12 protein-coding genes are annotated in these 18,080 nt (G+C 66.3%); 6 read left to right on the top strand and 6 right to left on the bottom strand.

Annotated elements, in window-relative coordinates:
* Positions 1-26 precede the first annotated feature (26 nt).
* Complete coding sequence (locus PAM7066_RS03490; protein WP_176237561.1) at positions 27-2,156, top strand: phosphotransferase family protein; 2,130 nt, start codon at positions 27-29, stop codon at positions 2,154-2,156.
* On the opposite strand, the gene PAM7066_RS18830 is transcribed toward PAM7066_RS03490, so the two are convergent.
* Positions 2,119-2,970 carry an ATP-grasp domain-containing protein gene (locus PAM7066_RS18830; RefSeq protein WP_175484552.1) on the bottom strand — a complete coding sequence of 284 codons (852 nt, stop codon included), beginning with the start codon at positions 2,968-2,970 and terminating at the stop codon, positions 2,119-2,121. The genes PAM7066_RS03490 and PAM7066_RS18830 overlap by 38 nt on opposite strands.
* 415 nt (positions 2,971-3,385) lie before the next feature.
* On the opposite strand from PAM7066_RS18830, the gene PAM7066_RS18835 reads away from it, so the two are divergent.
* Positions 3,386-4,720 (top strand): DUF2254 domain-containing protein, encoded by a 1,335-nt coding sequence (locus PAM7066_RS18835; RefSeq protein ID WP_175484553.1) that lies wholly within the window; start codon positions 3,386-3,388, stop codon positions 4,718-4,720.
* A gap of 191 nt (positions 4,721-4,911) precedes the next feature.
* On the opposite strand, the gene argE is transcribed toward PAM7066_RS18835, so the two are convergent.
* Together argE and PAM7066_RS03510 are read right to left on the bottom strand one after the other, a co-directional pair.
* On the bottom strand, positions 4,912-6,063 hold the full coding sequence (argE, locus tag PAM7066_RS03505) for an acetylornithine deacetylase (RefSeq protein ID WP_085852720.1): 1,152 nt from the start codon (positions 6,061-6,063) through the stop codon (positions 4,912-4,914).
* A 140-nt stretch (positions 6,064-6,203) separates the two neighbouring features.
* Complete coding sequence (locus PAM7066_RS03510) at positions 6,204-7,166, bottom strand: isoaspartyl peptidase/L-asparaginase family protein (protein WP_306456055.1); 963 nt, start codon at positions 7,164-7,166, stop codon at positions 6,204-6,206.
* A 135-nt stretch (positions 7,167-7,301) separates the two neighbouring features.
* On the opposite strand from PAM7066_RS03510, the gene PAM7066_RS03515 reads away from it, so the two are divergent.
* The 4 genes from PAM7066_RS03515 (at position 7,302) to PAM7066_RS03530 (ending at position 14,219) form a co-directional block, all read left to right on the top strand.
* Positions 7,302-8,162 carry a cyanophycinase gene (locus tag PAM7066_RS03515; RefSeq protein WP_085852721.1) on the top strand — a complete coding sequence of 287 codons (861 nt, stop codon included), beginning with the start codon at positions 7,302-7,304 and terminating at the stop codon, positions 8,160-8,162.
* A complete protein-coding gene (cphA, locus tag PAM7066_RS03520) occupies positions 8,149-10,791 on the top strand; it encodes a cyanophycin synthetase (protein WP_085852722.1) in 2,643 nt (880 codons plus the stop codon). The genes PAM7066_RS03515 and cphA overlap by 14 nt, the downstream gene beginning before the upstream one ends.
* A gap of 46 nt (positions 10,792-10,837) precedes the next feature.
* Positions 10,838-12,136 (top strand): ATP-grasp domain-containing protein, encoded by a 1,299-nt coding sequence (locus tag PAM7066_RS03525; RefSeq protein ID WP_085852723.1) that lies wholly within the window; start codon positions 10,838-10,840, stop codon positions 12,134-12,136.
* 67 nt (positions 12,137-12,203) lie between these two features.
* Positions 12,204-14,219 carry a CocE/NonD family hydrolase gene (locus PAM7066_RS03530; protein ID WP_085852724.1) on the top strand — a complete coding sequence of 672 codons (2,016 nt, stop codon included), beginning with the start codon at positions 12,204-12,206 and terminating at the stop codon, positions 14,217-14,219.
* 86 nt (positions 14,220-14,305) lie between these two features.
* Here the strand turns inward: PAM7066_RS03530 and PAM7066_RS03535 are convergent, their stop codons facing one another.
* The 3 genes from PAM7066_RS03535 to PAM7066_RS03545 all read right to left on the bottom strand — a co-directional run bounded on the left by PAM7066_RS03535 (position 14,306) and on the right by PAM7066_RS03545 (position 17,786).
* The gene (locus PAM7066_RS03535; RefSeq protein ID WP_085852798.1) at positions 14,306-15,679 is read right to left on the bottom strand and encodes an aspartate aminotransferase family protein; all 1,374 of its coding nucleotides are present in this window, start codon (positions 15,677-15,679) and stop codon (positions 14,306-14,308) included.
* Between the two features lie 20 nt (positions 15,680-15,699).
* Positions 15,700-17,184 carry an NAD-dependent succinate-semialdehyde dehydrogenase gene (locus PAM7066_RS03540; protein WP_085852725.1) on the bottom strand — a complete coding sequence of 495 codons (1,485 nt, stop codon included), beginning with the start codon at positions 17,182-17,184 and terminating at the stop codon, positions 15,700-15,702.
* A gap of 107 nt (positions 17,185-17,291) precedes the next feature.
* On the bottom strand, positions 17,292-17,786 hold the full coding sequence (locus PAM7066_RS03545; protein WP_085852726.1) for an Lrp/AsnC family transcriptional regulator: 495 nt from the start codon (positions 17,784-17,786) through the stop codon (positions 17,292-17,294).
* Between the last annotated feature and the right edge of the window lie 294 nt (positions 17,787-18,080).

The following is an 18,080-nucleotide window of genomic DNA, read 5'->3' on the forward strand; positions in this document are numbered from 1 at the left end:
TTCACCGCGACCCCGGCCTGCCGGGCTTGGCCACCCTGCTCGATCCGGCCGATCTGATCGGCCGCGCGGGCCTGGGGGACCTTCGCGCCACCTACATTCGCTACAAGCCCGGAACGAGTTGCGTGATTGGCCTCATCCCGCCGGACGGCGCCCTCGGTGCCCTGGCCGCGATGACCTATCCACCCGTGCGCTATGCCGAGGTTCGCGCGAGGGCGAAGTGGCAGCTTGGCCCCGAGCCGGTTCATTACCTCGATGACATCTGTACCGCGCTGGTCCCGCTCCGCCACGACCGGAAGGTGGTTGCGGCACGCAGGCTCGGCAGCGCCGAGCAGCGGCAGGATTACCTTCGCGATCTGCGCCTCGATGGGGCCACCTTGGAACTGCTGCGGTACAAACCGGGAAGACGGTTGGTTCTGCGGGCGGAACTGCCCTCGGGGCAGGCCGCGGTCGTGAAGGCATACGAGAAGAGCGGCTTCGCTTCCGCCCTCGCAGGCGCGCGTCATGCGGATCGGTATGCCGGAGCGGGCCTGCTGTCGGTCGATGATGACCGGTACGCGATCGCCTCTCGCTGGGTCGTGGGGACACCGCTGGATCCCGCGCGTTCGCCAGCCGATGCGTTCCGTGCGGCGGGGCGAGAGCTGGCGCGCCTGCACATGGCCGCGCCATGCCTTGGGTCCGTCCTGCCGGCGGCGAAAATCGGGCCGCCCGCCGCTGCCCATCTGTTGCGACACGTTTCGGGCGCGATGTCGGCATTGGCGGCCGCTGTCGCGGAGGAGCTGAGGTGTTTCGCCCCAACGCCGTGTATCATACACGGCGACTTCAGCGCCGATCAGGTGGTTATCCAAGACGGACAGGCGACGGTGATCGACTGGGACAGGATGGCCATCGGCGATCCGGCGCGCGACCTCGGCACGTTCCAGGCGCGGCTCGATCTTGATCTGATCAGAGGCACTGTCGGCACCGAGACTGCCGGCATTGCAGCGGTCGCCTTCCTGCAAGGCTATGCCGAACTGCGTGGGAGCGTTCCCGACGGCTTGTCATCCCATCGTGCCGCCGCACTGCTTGCGCTGGCGACGGAAGGGTTCCGCGATCGCCGGCCGGACTGGGCACATGAGACGGAAACCGTCCTGTCGCTCGTCGAGTCGCTCCTGCCGCGCAAGGCATCCAAGCCACCGTCGATGACGCTTGACCTGTCGAGCGCCTTGGATACCGCGGAGATGGCCCCGAAGCTGGCGGCGGTGCTCGACGTGCCCGAGGATTCTGTCCTGCGGGCATGCCTTTTGCGCCACAAGCCCGGGCGGCGCGCGCTGATCAGGTACGACATGGTCGGTGCGCCACCGGTTATCTGCAAGCTCCGGGCCAAGGGCGCCGACCGCCGTACTCCACGGCTTCACCAATGCCTGCGTGCCGCCGGCCTCGATGGTCGCACGCCGCGGGGTGTTGGCGTACCTGATCTCGTTGCCGAGATCGAGACGCCGCCGATCTGGTTGCAGCAGATGGTGGCGGGTCATCCCCTGACCGAGTTGTTGACGACGCACCGCTCCGTGCACGCGAGTGGCAGGACGGGCGACGCCCTGGCGACCCTGCACCGAACGCGTATTCCGACCGATCGCGAATGGGCGTTGAACCACGAACTCGACGTGATCGACCGGGCACTCGACCACGCCGTCGCGACGCGGCCGGACCTCCGGCGCGGCATAGAGGGTATCCGCCGATCAGCCCATGCCTTGGTCGGCACGCTTCAATCAGCGGACACCACCGGGATCCACCGAGATTTCTATCCCGACCAGGTGCTGATCGACGGAGAGGTCGTCTGGCTCGTGGACCTCGACCTCTATGCGACGGGCGATCCGATGATCGACGTCGGCAACTTCCAGGCGCATCTGACCGAGCTCGGCCTGCGGGACCATGCAGACCCTCGCCGCTTCGCGGCCGAGATGGCGGCGTTTCTCGCGGGATACGAGGAGAGGCGCGGGCCTATCGACCGCGACCGCCTGCGGACCCTCCACTGGGCATCGCTGATCCGACATATCGGCATCGGCCAACGGATCGCCGGGCGCGCCCATACAACGGACAGGCTGGTCGCGATCTGTGCCGGAGGGCCAGACGAGCCGGCGTTCAGCATCCCGGATCTGGACGCCCAGCCAGCCGCATGACATGACGTGCGACCGCTTCGCCAGCCCCTTCGATGCCCCGAAATCCAGGGAAGACGTTGACGTCCACCACCACAGGTCCACCGGGCGACATCACGACGTCGACGCCGAAGATCTCGAGTCCGGTTGCGAGACCGACGTCGAACGCGATCTCCCGCAAATCGGTCGGAGGGTCGAACCGGACGTCGGGTTCTTGCGTCCTCGGCCACGGTTTCAGAAGCCCGAAGCAGGTATCGCCCGCGACGTATAGCTTCCGGTCCATTCCGTCATGGGTCACCCGCTCCTCGACGAGGTAGGGCCCCTCGAAAGGCTGGTCGATTGGTAGTCCGGAACCTCCTCCGAAGACTATGCGCTCGCCGCGGCCGACCGATCCATCGGCGGCCTTCACGACGACATTGCGCCCCTCGGACGCGGCTTGGCAGCTCGACCAGTCGGCGAGAACCTGGGAGTGGGGGACCGGCACCCCATCTGCCCGAAGACGAGCCATCAGCTCCGGCCGGTCCAGTGCGAGCAGGCTCGCGGCCGCCCGGTTGCACATGCGCCAGCCCTTGGCTTCCTCCTCGCGCAGTTGTTCGAGGATCGCACGCGACAATCCGCGATGGACGATCACCGCTCCTTCGATCCAGCGCTCCTTGCCAAGGTTCTGTGCCCTGTGCGGCAGCTCGAGATACACCGATCTTCCGGCTGCGGTGACCCGGGCGGTCAGTTCATCGATGATCGTTCCTGGTCGCGGCCGCTTCCCAGCCAGAAGCATGACAGCGCCATTGGCCGTCAGGCATCCGCCGCCGGTGCAATCACCATCGAGCTTGTGCGTCATCGTGTCAGATCTCGACCTGTCAATCCTGTCCCTCGAGAGGCGGCGCGGCCGCGTCACTGCTCCACTTGGGATCGTAGGAGCATACGTGATGTCGACCTCGGCGCGTGAAAAAAGCAGTAGCCGGGATCCGCTTGTCCGATTTCCCGGCTCTCGCGGTGCGGAAAGGGCCAAACCGGCGCGCCTGCAGAGCGAAGAGCCCGCAGTTCTTCGTCGCGTTTCACAGGAAGATGGGCAGGCCGGTGACAGGGGCAGCAGCGCGCGACACGAGCCGTCGCTTCGGGCGATGCGACGGGGGCGCAGCGCGGCTTCGGAGACTGGCCCATGTCCCCCAATTCAGGCGGTCACGGAACCCCGGAGGCGTGACGCGCATCCCTCTGAACGATACGCTCGGCCGAGGCGAATGACGCGGTGCAGAATGAAACGACACATACACTTCCTGCGGGTACAATGGGACGCCGTCACCACCAGCTTCTGGTTCGTGCCTGCGCTCATGGGGCTCGCAGCGACATGGATGGCCGCCCTGATCCCCACCCTCGACGGGGCAGTGGGCGAAGATGCGCATTGGCTTGTCTATGTCGGTGTCCCGAACGACGCCCGGGATATCGTCGGGACGCTGCTTGCGTCGATGATCACCATGACGAGCCTTGTCTTCTCGATCACGATGGTCGTGCTGACGCTCGCTGCAAGCCAGTTCGGGCCGCGCCTCGCCCGCAACTTCATGGCGAGCCGTCGGACCCAGTTCGTCTTCGGAACCTACGTGATGACGATCACCTTCTGCCTGCTTCTCTACGGCTCGATCGGGTGGCGGCAGGGCGATGGTCCCCATCCCTACGTTTCGGTTTCGATCTCCATCGGCCTGACGCTTCTCAGCGTGGCGTTGCTCATCCTTCACGTTCACGGGCTGGCGCGATCCCTGGTATCCGAGACGGTCATCGAGCTGGTCGGGAAGGAGTTGGACGACGGCATAACCAATCTCGAGCCGCTCGAAGGCGGAGCGGGGAAGGATCCCGAAGCGGCCCTTCCCGCCGATTTCCAGGAGAACGCGGCTTTCTGCGGGTTGCGCCGGGGAGGCTACGTTCAGACCATCGAATTCGACGAGCTCATCGACGCCGCCCGGTCCGCAGGGGTGCTCGTCGCGCTCCGCTTCCGGGCCGGTGACTATGTCGTCGAAGGCGGTCGGGACATCGCCGTCCATCCGGCAGACCAGATCGGTCCCGAGTTGCGCGACGCCATCGCCCGCGCCTTCACGATCGGACCCAAACGGACGCCTGTGCAGGACCTGGAATTCTCGATCCGTCACCTCGTCGAGGTCGCGGTGCGGGCTCTCTCGCCGGGGATCAACGATCCCTATACGGCGGTTGCGGTCATCGACCGGCTCTCGGCCTCGCTCGCCCGTCTGATGAGCCGGGCGCTGCCACGCGGTGTTCTGACCGACGAAACGGGCGAAATCCGCGTGATCTGGAAGCGGCCGACCTACGGCAGTCTGATCGGCGCGGCGTTCCGCCAGATACGTCAGAATGGCGGCGACAAGCCCCTCGTCCTCCTCCATCTCCTCGCCGCGATTCAGCGGCTAGCGCCGCACGTGCGCACCGAAAGCCAGCGCGATGCACTGAACGACGAACTCCGAACAATCGCGAAAACGGCCCGCCGGGAGATCAAGGAACCGGCGGATCTGGCGAGGGTCGAGCAGCATGTCCGTGCGGCATCAGAGGCACTCGGCGAGAGCGAAACGTCGTTACGGCAGAGCTGATCCGTCCGATGTGTGGCGCTTTCCCGATCACGGGCGTGTCCGCTTCGATCGGATGCCGCCGCGACCGGCTGCATGTGCCGTACCCCCCGATCCAGGATTGAAGCGTCCCGGATCACTGCTGCACAGCTGGATCACGCCCTGCGGTTGCTCGGATGTTCAGTCCCTGCGCTGATCCATCCGGTCTCCGCATCTCAGCCTGGATGCCGCGCGATTGCCGCCAGCAGGTCCAGGCAGGCATCCAGCTGCGCAATCTCGACATACTCGTTGGCCTTGTGCGCTTGCGCGATGTCTCCGGGTCCGCAGACGACGGCGTCGCAGCCCAGGGACTGGAACAGTCCGGCCTCGGTGCCGAACGAGACGACATCGGCCTCGTTGACGCCTGTCAGGCTGGCGATGAGCGCGGCAGCCTCGTTGTCGTCGACCAGTTCCAGGCCGCGAACCTCGCCGATCGTTTCGGTCACGATCTCCGCACCCGGATGGACCGCGCGCATCGCGGGCAGGAGGACGTCGTTGCAATAATCCCGTGCCGCGCGGACGGCGCAGACGTGATCGTCGTCGGTGACGGGCCGCAGTTCCCAATCCACGCGGGCGAGGCCGGCGATGACGTTGTGCGCGACGCCGCCCTCGATCCGGCCGACCTGCAGCGTGGTCCATGGCGGGTCGAAAGGGCTGCCCGCCGGCGCGCGGTCGCGCAGCTCGCCACGAAGTTCGAGAAGACGGTTGATGAACCGGGCGGCATATTCGACGGCGGAAACCCCGAGGTCCGGCTGCGAGCCGTGGCCTTCGAGCCCGTGGAAACTCGTGGAATATTCGCAGCAGCCCTTGTGCCCCTCGATCACCCGCATCGAGGTCGGCTCTCCGATCAGGGCCAATCGCGGACGGAGCCCCTCGGTGCGCAGGACTTCGACGAGTTGACGGCCGCCGATGCAGCCGACCTCTTCGTCGTAGGTAGCCGCGATATGGATCGGGCGATCGGATGCGGCGAGATCGGGCAGGCTCGCCATGACGCAGGCGAGGAACCCCTTCATGTCGCAGGTTCCACGCCCGTAAAGGAGCCCGTCTGCCTCTTTCTGGGTGAAAGGATCAGTGGCCCAGCCGGTTTCCTCGGCCGGGACCACGTCGGTATGCCCCGACAGGACGATGCCGCCATCGCCCTCCGGGCCGAAACTTGCGAAGAGGTTGGCCTTGGTGCCGTCCTCGCTTTCGATCACGCGAACCCGAGCTCCTGCGCTCTCGACCCTTTCGGCCATCCAGGAGATCAGGTCCCGATTGCTGTCCGAGGAGACGGTCGGGAAGGCGATCATCTCGTCCAGCATCGCCACGGTCGTCTCGAGCCGGGTCATCGCACGACCGAATGTGCTCGAAGAATATCCCCGCCCTGCCCTGTCACATGCCGAGGTTCGAAAAGAACAGTCATCTGACACTCCTCATGGGGCGTTCGCCGGGTCCCTCTTCGCACCTTAACGTCGGGGAACCCATCCCATCAATAGATCGCAATCTCGCGGTCGAGCGAGTCGCCGCTCCAGGCGCGATACATGCCCTCGCAGTTGAACGGGGCGACGATGCGCCCCTCGAAATCCACGGAGACAAGACCGCCCGACCCGTTCAGGTCCGGCAACCCGACATGGACGACATGGTCGGCGGCCTGCGCCAGCGTTTCCCCCGCAAGTCGCATACGCGCGTCGATTTCATGAGCGACCGACATTCTGATGAAAGCCTCCCCGTCGCCGGTGGCCGAGATCGCGCAGGTGCGATTGTCGGCGAACGTGCCCGCCCCGATCAGGGGGCTGTCGCCGACGCGGCCGGGACGTTTCGCGGTCATGCCGCCGGTCGAGGTCGCCGCGGCGAGCGCGCCGGAACGGTCGCGCGCGACGGCGCCGACGGTGCCGTGGCGGCGGGCCGGGTCGTCGTCGAGCGTGCCGGCGGCCTCCATGCGCAACGTTTCCTGAAGGGCGTCCCACCGCTCTTGCGTGAAGAAGTGTTCGGGCGGCACCTCTTCGATCCCGGCATCGCGGCCGACACGCAGCGCGCCCTCGCCCACCATCAGCACGTGATCGGTGCGCTCCATGATGCAACGGGCCAGCCGGACCGGATTGCGCGGCCCCATCACGCCGGCGACGCAACCCGCGCGGCGGTCGCGCCCGTCCATCACGGCGGCGTCCATCTCGTGGCGGCCGTCGCGAGTGAATACCGCCCCACGACCGGCGTTGAACAGCGGCTCATCCTCGAGCGCGCTGACCGCTTCGGTGACGGCATCCAGGGCCGACCCGTCCGCGGCGAGAATGGACTCGCCGGCGCGCAGCGCCCGGTCGAGCGCCGCGCGAACCTCGGCCTCGCGGGTCGGGGTCATGAGGCGCGCGGGCAGAACGCCGGCGCCGCCGTGGATCGCTATGGAATAGTCGATGATCGCCCTCCTTCGCTTCTTGTCGGATCGCTGAACGCCCAGTGCCCGGACTGTAGGCGCAACGAACCGAAAAGGCACTTCAGCCAGGGAATTTTCGCCCAAACCCAATTAATCTTGACCAAACGTTGTCAAAATGAACCGCAAAATCTAGGCTATCCTTAATCTTGGAGGCCAAGAATGAACATGCCAGCGAAAGTGTCGGCTCGGGGGCCGCTCGTCGCGATCGGCGGGGCAGAGGACAAATCGGAAGAGGCGGACATCCTCAGCCGCGTCCTCCGCTGGTCCGGCTTGAACGCCCCGGTTGTGGGTGTCATCACAACGGCGAGCGCCATTCCCGACGAAGTTTTCGCAAGCTACCGGGAGACCTTCGCGGCCCTCGGCGCCTCCGAGGTCCTGGACATCCGCGTGCGCGACCGGGCCGATGCCGCCAATGCCACCTTCGTCGACATGATCGGCCGCGCCGACGTGATCTTCATCTCGGGCGGCGACCAGATGCGGCTGACCAACGTCTTCGGCGGCTCGGCGGCGCTGAACAAGATCCGCACGCGGCACGCGCAGGGCGCGGTCGTGGCCGGAACCAGTGCCGGAGCCGCCTGCCAGTCGCAGACCATGGTATATGGCGGGTCGCCCGACGACAGCCTGCGCAAGGGCGCCGTGAAGATGACCGCGGGCTTCGGCTTCGTGAACGGGGTGATCATCGACACGCATTTCCTGCAACGCGGCCGCTTTTCACGGCTCATGGAAGTGGGGGCGACCAATCCCGAATACCTGGGCGTGGGCCTGGGCGAAGACGCGGCGGTGCTGTTCGAGGGGGACGTGCTCCGCGCGATCGGCCCCGGTCACGTGATCCTGGTCGACAGTTCCACGATCACGGGGTCGAACGTCTTCGATCTGGAAGATGGCGAAGCCGTCGCTGTCCACAACGTCACGATGCATGCCCTGATCAGCGGGTACGGATACAACCTCCGGGAGCGGCGCGTCCTCGGGCCAGGCGAACTCGGCAAAATGAGCCTGGAGCATAGCGATGCGCATACTTGAACACCGTGCCCTGCGCGGTCCGAACTACTACAGCCGCTACCAGGCCATCTACATGCGCCTCGACATCGAGGACCTGGAACAGCGATCCAGCGATCAGGTCGAGGGGATGGCCGAGCGCCTGGAATCGCTGATCCCCTCGCTATACGAACATCGTTGCTCGGTCGGGGAAGCGGGCGGGTTCCTGCAACGGGTGAGAAACGGCACCTATGCCGGCCACCTGGTCGAACATCTGGCGATCGAACTGCAGAACCTCGTCGGCTTCTCGGTCGGTTATGGCAAGACGGTCGACAGCTATGACCCCGGCATCTACAACGTCGTCTACCGCTACCGCGACGAAGCGACGGGCATCGCCGCCGGCACCTCGGCGGTCGAGATCGCCCGGCAGATCTACGACGGCGAGGACGTCGACCTTCAGCCGCATATCGACAACCTGAAGGAAGTGCGCGACGCCAATGCGCTCGGCCCGTCGACCGGGTCCATCGTCAGGGCGGCGCGGGACCGCGGCATCCCCGCCTACAACCTGACCGAAGGAACGAGCTACACGCAGCTCGGCCACGGCATCAAGCAGCGCCGCTTTCAGGCGACCGTCACGGACGCCTCGGGGATCATCGGCCACTCGATCGCGGACGACAAGGACTGGACCAAGCAGATCCTGGGCGACGCCGGCGTGCCGGTCCCAAGGGGCCAGACCTGCTATTCGTTCGAAGAGGCGCGCGAGGCTGCCGAATGGATCGGCTGGCCGGTCGTGACCAAGCCGCTGTCGGGCAATCACGGGCGCGGCGTGACCACCGACATCACCTCGATGGAGGATCTCCAGTCCGGCTACGACGCCGCTGTGGCCCGGCTGCGCGAAGGCGCCGACGGCGTGATCGTCGAAAGCTACATCAAGGGTGAAGATCACCGGATGCTGGTGATCGGGGGCAAGCTGGTCGCCGCCGCGCGCCGCCGGCCCGCGCATGTGACGGGCGACGGACAAAGCACCATCCAGCAGCTGATCGACCGCGAGAACGAGGATCCCCGGCGCGGCGTGGGCCACGAGAACCTGCTGACCCAGATCCACGTGGACGAACAGTCCCACCGAATGCTGGAGCAGGCCGGGCTGACGCTCGACACCGTCCTTCCCGAGGGCGAGCTCGCGTTCCTCAAGTCCACGGCGAACATCTCGACCGGCGGCACGGCGAGCGACCTGACCGACGAGGTTCATCCCGAAGTGCGCTTCGCCATGGAGCGCATCGGCCGCCTGGTCGGGCTCGACGTGATCGGCATCGACCTTCTGGCCGAAACGCTGTCCGAGCCGCTGGAAAACCAGTCCGCGGGTGTGGTCGAGGTCAATGCCGGCCCGGGCTTCCGGATGCACATGTCGCCCACCCACGGCACGCCGCGCCCCGTGGGCGAGCACATCGTCGACATGCTGTTTCCCGACCCGACGGATGACGGACGCATCCCGATCACCGCGATCACCGGCACCAACGGCAAGACCACCACCACGCGCCTGACATCGCACATCCTGCGGCAGGCTGGCCGCTCGGTCGGGATGGGCTGCACCGGCACCGTCGAGATCGACAACCACGTCATCCTGCGTGGCGACTATTCCGGCCCCGCCGCCGCGCAGGCAGTCCTGCGCGAGCCTACGGTCGAGCACGCGGTGCTCGAGGTCGCGCGCGGCGGGATCATGCGGCGCGGCCTCGGCTTCGACGAATGCGACGTGGGCGTGCTGCTCAACATCGCGTCGGACCACCTGGGCGAACGCGACATCCACACGCTTGAAGAACTGGCGCGCTGCAAGACGGTTGTCGTCGACGCCGTCAAGAGCGAGGGCGGATATTGCGTCCTGAACGCCGACGATCCGTTGGTGATGGACCAAGGCACGCATTGGGCCCGGGGCGAGATCATCTATTTCACCATGGACCCCGAGAACCCCGCGCTGACGAAGCATCTGAGCGAGCTCGGGATGGTCTTCACGGTGAAAAACGGCAAGATCGTCATGCTGCGCGGCAGGGTGACGGTGGAGATCTGCGCGGTAAATGACGTGCCGATCGCCTTCGAAGGGCACGCGCCGTTCAACGTGCAGAACGCGATGGCCGCCGCTGCCGCCGCCACCGCCCACGGGATCGAGATCGACGACATTCGCGCGGGGCTTCTAACCTTCCACCCGACGCCCGCCCAGATGCCGGGACGCACCAACTATTTCGAAGCCGACGGCGTGAAGTGCCTGATCGACTACGGCCACAACGTGCCCGCGCTCAAGGCGCTGCGGCCCTTGGTCAACGGTCTGGCCACGCAGCGCCGGATCGGTGTCGCGACAGCACCCGGAAACCGGCGCGACGAGGATCTCGTCGCCTTGGGGGCCGAGCTGGCCGGGATGTGCGATCTGCTGTTCGTCTACGAAACCGATGCCCGCGGCCGCGCACCCGGAGAGACGGCGAAGCTGATCCACGAAGGCGCCGCCCAGGCGGACACGCCCTGCGAGGTCGAGACGATCCACGACGAACACGCGGCGACCGATCGCGCCATCGACGCGGCGCAACCCGGCGACTTCCTGCTCCTGCTCGTCGACGACATCGAGGGCGCGACGCAGCGGCTCAAGGGGCGCAGCTTTCCTCGGCAGGCCGAACTCGCGCAGCCCTGAACGCCGCCCGGGCACCTGACGGCGGCGCAGAAGCAGAGGAACGGACATGACGAAAAACGTTTTCGTGGTCGGCCTGAACGACCACAACGCCGAACGGCTCACCCGCCTGCGGGGGGTCGAGGATGTCGCCTTCCATCCGTTGCTGACGCCCGCCCAAGTCTACGAGACGCAGGAGTTCGATATCCCCGCCATGCTGGCCGAGGCGGAAGCGACGCTGGACGCCTTCGACGGCTCGATCGATGCAATCGTCGGGTACATCGACTTCCCGGTCTCGACCATGCTGCCCCTTCTTTGTGCGAAATACGGCACGCGGAACGCCTCTCTCGAAAGCCTGCTGAAGTGCGAGCACAAGTACTGGTCGCGCAGCGTGATGGCCGAGATCGTCCCGGACCACACGCCGAACTTCACCGCGTTCGACCCGTTCGACGACGACGCCCTGTCTAAGATCGGCGAGGCGGGCCTGCGCTTTCCGTTCTTCGTCAAGCCGATCAAGTCGTCGGGTTCACGGCTGGGCTTCCGGATCGACAGCCCCGAGGACTTCGCCTACGCGACCGAAAAGCTGCGCGCCGAGATCCGGTCCATCGGCGAGCCCTTCGACCACGTCCTTTCGCAGGCCGACCTGCCCGAGCACATCCGAAGCGTCGAAGGCCATTACTGCATGGCCGAGCGGGTGATCGGCGGCCGGCAGTGCACCGTCGAGGGCTATGTCCACGATGGCGAGGTCACGCTTTACGGGACGGTGGATTCCATCCGCTATCCGCAGGTGCTCAGCTTCTTCTACTACCTCTACCCCTCGAACCTGCCCAACCGCGTGCAGGAACAGATGTGGGACATCTCGCGCAAGGTGATGACCCATATCGGCTACGACAATGCCGGCTTCAACATCGAGTATTTCTGGGACGAGGTCGAAAACAGGATCTGGCTGCTGGAGATCAACACCCGCATCGCCCAGTCCCATTGCGACCTGTTCGAGATGGTCGATGGCGTCAGTCACCAGCAGGTGACGGTCGATCTGGGCCTCGGTCGCAAACCCGACATGCCCCATCGCGAGGGATCGCAGAAGGTCGCGGCCGAGTTCTTCTACCGGGTCTTCTTCCGCGACGCGACGGTCGCCCGCGCGCCCTCGCGTGCCGAGATCGAAGTGGCGGCCGAACAGGTGGACGGCACCCGCATCGTGTCGAACGTCCACAAGGGGATGCAGCTGTCGGAACTGCCCGAGCAGGACGCCTACAGCTTCGCAGTGGCATCGCTCTGGATGGGGGCTAGCACCAGCTCGAAGCTTCTGTGGAACTACGAGCAGGTGATGAAGCGCCTGAACTACGAATTCACCGACATCGTGGACTGACGTTGCGGGTGACTGCACGCGCGGCCGGCCAAGGGTCTGCCTGTTTCCGAACCCGAGAGAGACGCCCATGAAGATCGATACCGACCTGCCGCGTCCGGTTCGGGAACTGGACCATATCGAGATCCCGATGCCGGACGGAACGCGCCTCGCCGCGCGGATCTGGATGCCCGAGGGTGCCGATAGTGCGCCGGTCCCCGCGATCCTCGAATACATCCCGTACCGCAAGAACGACAAGACGCTGGAGCGCGACGCCGCCCGCGCGCCCTGGCTGGCCTCGCGGGATTACGCCTATGTGCGGGTCGATCTACGCGGGACGGGCGAGTCCGAAGGCGTGATGAAGGACGAGTATACCGAGATCGAGCTGGCCGATGGCTGCGACGTCATCGCCTGGATCGCCGATCAGGCCTGGTGCGACGGCGGCGTCGGCATCGTCGGCATCTCGTGGGGCGGGTTCAACGGCCTGCAACTTGCGGCCCTGCGTCCCCCCGCATTGAAAGCCGTCGTGACGATCTGCTCGGCCGACGACCGCTATGCCGACGACATTCACTACATGGGCGGCGTGCCGCTGGTCGAGCAGCTGTCCTGGGCGTCTGTGATGTTCGGCATCAATACGCTGCCGCCCGATCCCGCCCATGTGGGCGAACGGTGGCGCGAGATGTGGCACCGGCGGCTCGACGAGTCCGGCCTCTGGCTGGAAACCTGGCTGAAGCACCAGACGCGCGACGCGTTCTGGAAGCATGGCTCGGTCTGCGAGAACTGGGATGATATCGAGATCCCGGTCTATGCCGTCTCGGGCTGGGCGGATGGCTATTGCCGCTCGGTCCTGCGGTTGCTCGAGAACCTGCGCGGGCCGGCCAAGGGGATCATCGGCCCCTGGGCCCATCGCTATCCGCATCTCGGCGCGCCCGGTCCCGCGATCGACTGGCTGTCGGAAGAGACGCGGTGGTGGGATCACTGGCTGAAGGGCCAGGACACCGGTATCATGGACGAACCGCCCCTGCGTCTGTTCCTGCAGGACCACACCGAGCCGCGCAGCCACTACACCGAACGCGCGGGACACTGGATCGCCGAACCTGCCTGGCCGTCGCCGAACGTGACTCCGACGCGGTTCGGCCTTGGCGTGGATGGCACCTTGCGCCGGGACGGGGAAGGCGCAGGCAGTGTGTTTTCCATCGCTTCGCCGCTCTGGGTCGGCGCGCATGGCGGGAAATGGTGTTCCTATGCGCATCCCGGCGATCAGCCGAGCGACCAGAGGCGTGACGATGCCGGCAGCCTCGTGTTTCAGACTGCCCCGCTGAAAAGCGAACTTTACCTCGTCGGGGACGCCCGCTTGCACCTGGCGTGCCGGGTCGACCGGCCGGTGGCGCAGGTCATCGCGCGCCTCGTCGATGTCGCTCCCGACGGCACGGCGACCCGCATCGCCTATGGCCTGCTGAACCTCTGCCACCGCGACGGACACGAGGCGCCCTCGGCGACGGTCCCGGGTGAGGACATGGCCGTCGAACTGGCGTTCAAGCCGGTCGCGCAAACCGTGCCCGCCGGTCACCGCCTGCGGCTGTCCCTGTCCACCAGCTATTTCCCGATCGCCTGGCCCACCCCAGAGCCCGTGACTCTCACGGTCCTGACGGAGAAGTCCGACCTGGTCCTGCCGCTACGCGCGGTGTCCGGCCCGCGGATGCCCGACTTTCCACCCCCCCGCGCGGGGGTCCCCCTCGACCTCATGGTCCACATCGCGCCGCGTTCGGAGTGGCGCGTGTCCGAAGACATGGACACCGGCCGCATGACCTTCGAAATCCGCGACCACGAGGGCGCATCGACCATCGAGCCGCAGCAGTTCTTCCACTCGGCCGAGGGGTCGGAGCGTTACTCGGTGCTTCCACCGTATCCGCTATCGGCCGAGGGCGAGGCGACGTGGATCCACGAGATGTCCCGCGACGGATGGTCGGTGCGCACCGAAACGCACACGCGCCTGACCTGCGACACGGACTCCTTCCATGTCGCCGCGACCCTGCGGGCGTGGGAGGGCGACACGCTCGAACGCGAACTCGAGTGGTCCGTGTCCATTCCACGACACCACGCCTGACCCTCGCCCGGAAACCGACCCCTTCAGGCAACCCCTCTCAGCTTCGGGGAGGGCGCCCACCAAGCTGGGACGCCCCGGAGTTTGGATCAGTAGCCCAGCACCTCGCGGACCGAGGCGGCCGTGACCTCGACGATACGGTCGGCTTCCTCATGGCTTAGGCACAGAGGCGGCGCGAACCCCAGGATGTCGCCCTGCGGCATCGCGCGGGCAATCACGCCCTTCTCGACCATCTTCGCCACGATCGCACCGGCCGTCTTGCCGGGTTGCTCGTAGTGTCGCCGCGTCTGACGGTCCTCGACCAGCTCGACGGCGCACATCATCCCCTCTCCGCGCACGTCGCCGACGCGGGGGTGCTCGCCCAGCGCGTCGGTCATCTGCGCGTTGAGATACGCGCCGACCTCACCCGCGTTGTTCACCAGCCCGAGGCTGTCGACGAGCAGCAGGTTGGCGACGCCGGCCGCCGCACCGATCGGATGCGCCGAATAGGTCCAGCCGTGGCCGAACGCGCCGTTTTCATCGGTCCCGCGCTCGAGCACCTTCCACATCCGCTCGCCCACGATCGAGCCCGATAGCGGCGCGTAGGCAGAGGTCAGCCCCTTGGCGATGGTCATCAGGTCGGGCTCGATGCCGTAATGGGCCGAGCCGGTCATCGAGCCGAGCCGGCCGAAGCCCGTGACGACCTCGTCCGCGATCAGCAGGATGTCGTGGCGTCGAAGCACCTCCTGGATCGCCGCCCAGTACCCTTCGGGCGGGGGCACGAGGCCGCCGGTGCCCAGGACCGGCTCGCCGATGAAGGCGGCAATGGTGTCGGCGCCCTCGCGATCGATCAGGGCTTCAAGCTCGGACACGCAATGGGCTGTGAACTGCGCCTCGGTCATCTCGGCATCGGGGCGACGGAAGTAATACGGCGCTTCGGTATGGATCACCTGCGCGAGGGGAAGATCGAATTTCTTGTGAAACAGCCCCAGTCCGGTCAGCGATCCGGTCATCAGGCCAGAGCCGTGGTAGCCGCGCCAGCGCGAGATGATCTTCTTCTTCTCGGGCCGACCGAGGATGTTGTTGTAGTACCAGACAAGCTTGATGTTCGTCTCGTTCGCGTCCGATCCGGACAGACCGAAATAGACTTTGGACATGTTCGCGGGTGCGCGCTCCAGCACCATGTGCGCAAGCGTGATCGCAGCCTCGGTGCCGTGGCCAACATAGGCGTGGTAATAGGCCAACTCATGCGCCTGTTTCGCGATCGCGTCGGCGATCTCGGTCCGCCCGTAGCCGACATTGACGCAATAGAGCCCCGCGAAGGCGTCGAGCAGCCGGTTGCCGTCGCGGTCCTCGATGAAGACGCCCTTGCCTCCGGTCACGATCCGCTGCGGTGCCTCGCCGCGCGCGAATTGCGCAAGGTGGGTCGAGGGGTGGAAGAAGCTCTCGCGATCCCACTTGGCGAGCTGGTCGTTCGTCTGCATCTTGTTCATGTCGGTGTCTCCTATGCCCAGTCGCGGCAGACGTATTTGATGTCGGTGAAGGCCTCGAGCCCCTGGCGGGCCCCCTCGCGGGACAGGCCGGATTGCTTCATGCCGCCGAAGGGGATCGGGGCGCCGGTGACCTTGGTACGATTGACCGCCACCATGCCGAATTGCAGCGCTCGGCTGGCGCGATAGATGCGGCGCGGGTCCTGGGTATGCAGGTAGGCGATCAGGCCGTACTCGGTCGCGTTGGCGCGCTTCAACGCCTCGGCTTCCGTATCGAAGGGTGCGATGGCGGCGACCGGCCCGAAGGTTTCTTCGTGCATGACCTTCGCTTCCGCCGGCACGTCCACCAACACCGTCGGCGGGTAGAACAGCGGCCCCTGCCCGTCCCGCTCGCCCCCGCAGAGAAGCTTCGCGCCGCGATCGAGCGCGTCGGCGACGTGCTCTTCCTGCTTGGCCACCGCCTTTTCGTTCATCAGCGGCCCGAGGTCGCGGTCGTCGCAGCCCGGTCCAAGCGTAAGCGCCCGTGCGGCCTTTGCAAAACGCTCGCAAAAGGTGTCGTAGACCGAGCGTTCGACGAGAAATCGGTTGGCCCCAAGGCAATCCTGCCCCGTGGTCGCGAACTTTGCCTTCACGGCCTCGTCCACCGCGCGGTCCATGTCGGCATCGGCGAAAACCAGGAAGGGCGCGTGGCCGCCAAGCTCCAGCACCAGGCGCTTCACCGTGTCGGCGGATTGACGATAGAGCAGCCGCCCGATCTCGGTCGAGCCAGTGAACGACAGCGCCCGGACGCGCGCGTCGGAGGTCCAGGCGCCCACGATCTCGGGCGCGGCGCCGGTCACGACGTTGAAGACACCTTCCGGCAGTCCCGCACGCCGCGCGAGTTCGGCCAGCGCGAGCGCCGATAGCGGCGTCTCGGCCGAGGGGTGGACGACCGTGGTGCAGCCCGCCGCGATCGCCGCCGCGGCCTTGCGCGTGATCATTGCCGAAGGGAAGTTCCACGGCGTCACCAGCGCGGCGACGCCCACCGGCTCGCGCCACAGTTCGACCTCGGCGTCCTTCAGGTGCGAGGTGACGCCCTCGATGTTCGGGCGGCGCGCTTCCTCGGCATAGAACTCCAGGAACGAGGCGGCATAGTCGATCTCGCCGCGCGATTCCGACAGCGGCTTGCCCTGCTCGGCGGTCATGATCCGGGCCAGATCCTCGCGGTGTTCCAGCATGCCGCGATACCAGGCATGCAGCACCCGCGCACGTTCCTGCGGCAGCGAAACGGACCAGGTGTCGAAGGCGGCGTGAGCGACGTCGACCGCGTGGGTCGCCTGTTCCGCCGACATCTGCGCCACTTGCGCGATCTCGCTTCCGGTGGCCGGATCGGTGACGGCGAAGCTCGACTCGCCTTGGACCCAGTCACCGCCGATGCGGCCGCGCGTGACGAACAGCGTGGCGTCCTCCAGCGAGCTAGCGAGGTCGGTTCTGACCTGTGGCTGTGCGACCTGTATCATCGGACCCTCCGTTGCATCTGGCCGCATCCTAGCGCCACCCGCAGAGAGAGTTCCTCTGTCGCCGGGTCGAAAGCAGAGGAATCCTCCGAACTTGCTGCCGTCCGGCGTCAATCTCTCGGAGGGGCGGCGTGAATGAGATCGAAGGGCGGCGCGCCGCTCTTCACCTCCTTGGTCACGATGTAGGTGAAATATCGCTTCAGGCCGATCCGGGCCGCCAGCATCGCGTCGATCAACGCCTGGTAGCTGGTCACATCGCGGGTGACGACCTGCATCAGGTAGTCGTAGCCGCCGCCGATCGCCCAACAGCCCACGACCTCGTCATAGCCAGAGACTGCGCGCTCGAATGCCTGGAAGCTTTCCGCCCGGTGGCTTTCAAGCTCGACCGTCACGAAGACCGAAACGTGGGGGCCGAGATGCGCAAGCGACACCTCCGCCCGGTAACCACGGATCAGGCCGGCGCTTTCCAGCTTTCGCAGACGTTCCCAGCATGGCGTGGGCGACAGGTTCACCCGGGCCGCCAAGGCGACCTTGGAGATGCGTCCTTCGCGGGAAAGGACCGAAAGAATGGCGACGTCCCGATCGTCGAGGGCGAACCTGCGCATGGATGACACGGTCACGAGGGGGCCCGGAATTGTCAATCTTGCCCGTACCACGCGGCATTCCCGCCAACCCGGGTGCGGTCACTTTTCTGGCAGGACGCACATCATGCAGACATTGACGATGCGTCAACCTCAGCATCCTGCGTTCAAGATCGTCAGGAAATTAAAGAATTGACGGACTGTGTGAGGCGCAACACACTGATCCTCATAACGCTGAAGCGCTTTCCAACGCTCTACGAGAGCCGCCCGGACCCGCGACCCCGCGTCGTCCGCCGGCGAAACCGGCGCAGTCAGGCC

It is taken from the genome of Palleronia marisminoris, from assembly GCF_900172315.1.
GTDB classification, from domain to species: domain Bacteria; phylum Pseudomonadota; class Alphaproteobacteria; order Rhodobacterales; family Rhodobacteraceae; genus Palleronia; species Palleronia marisminoris.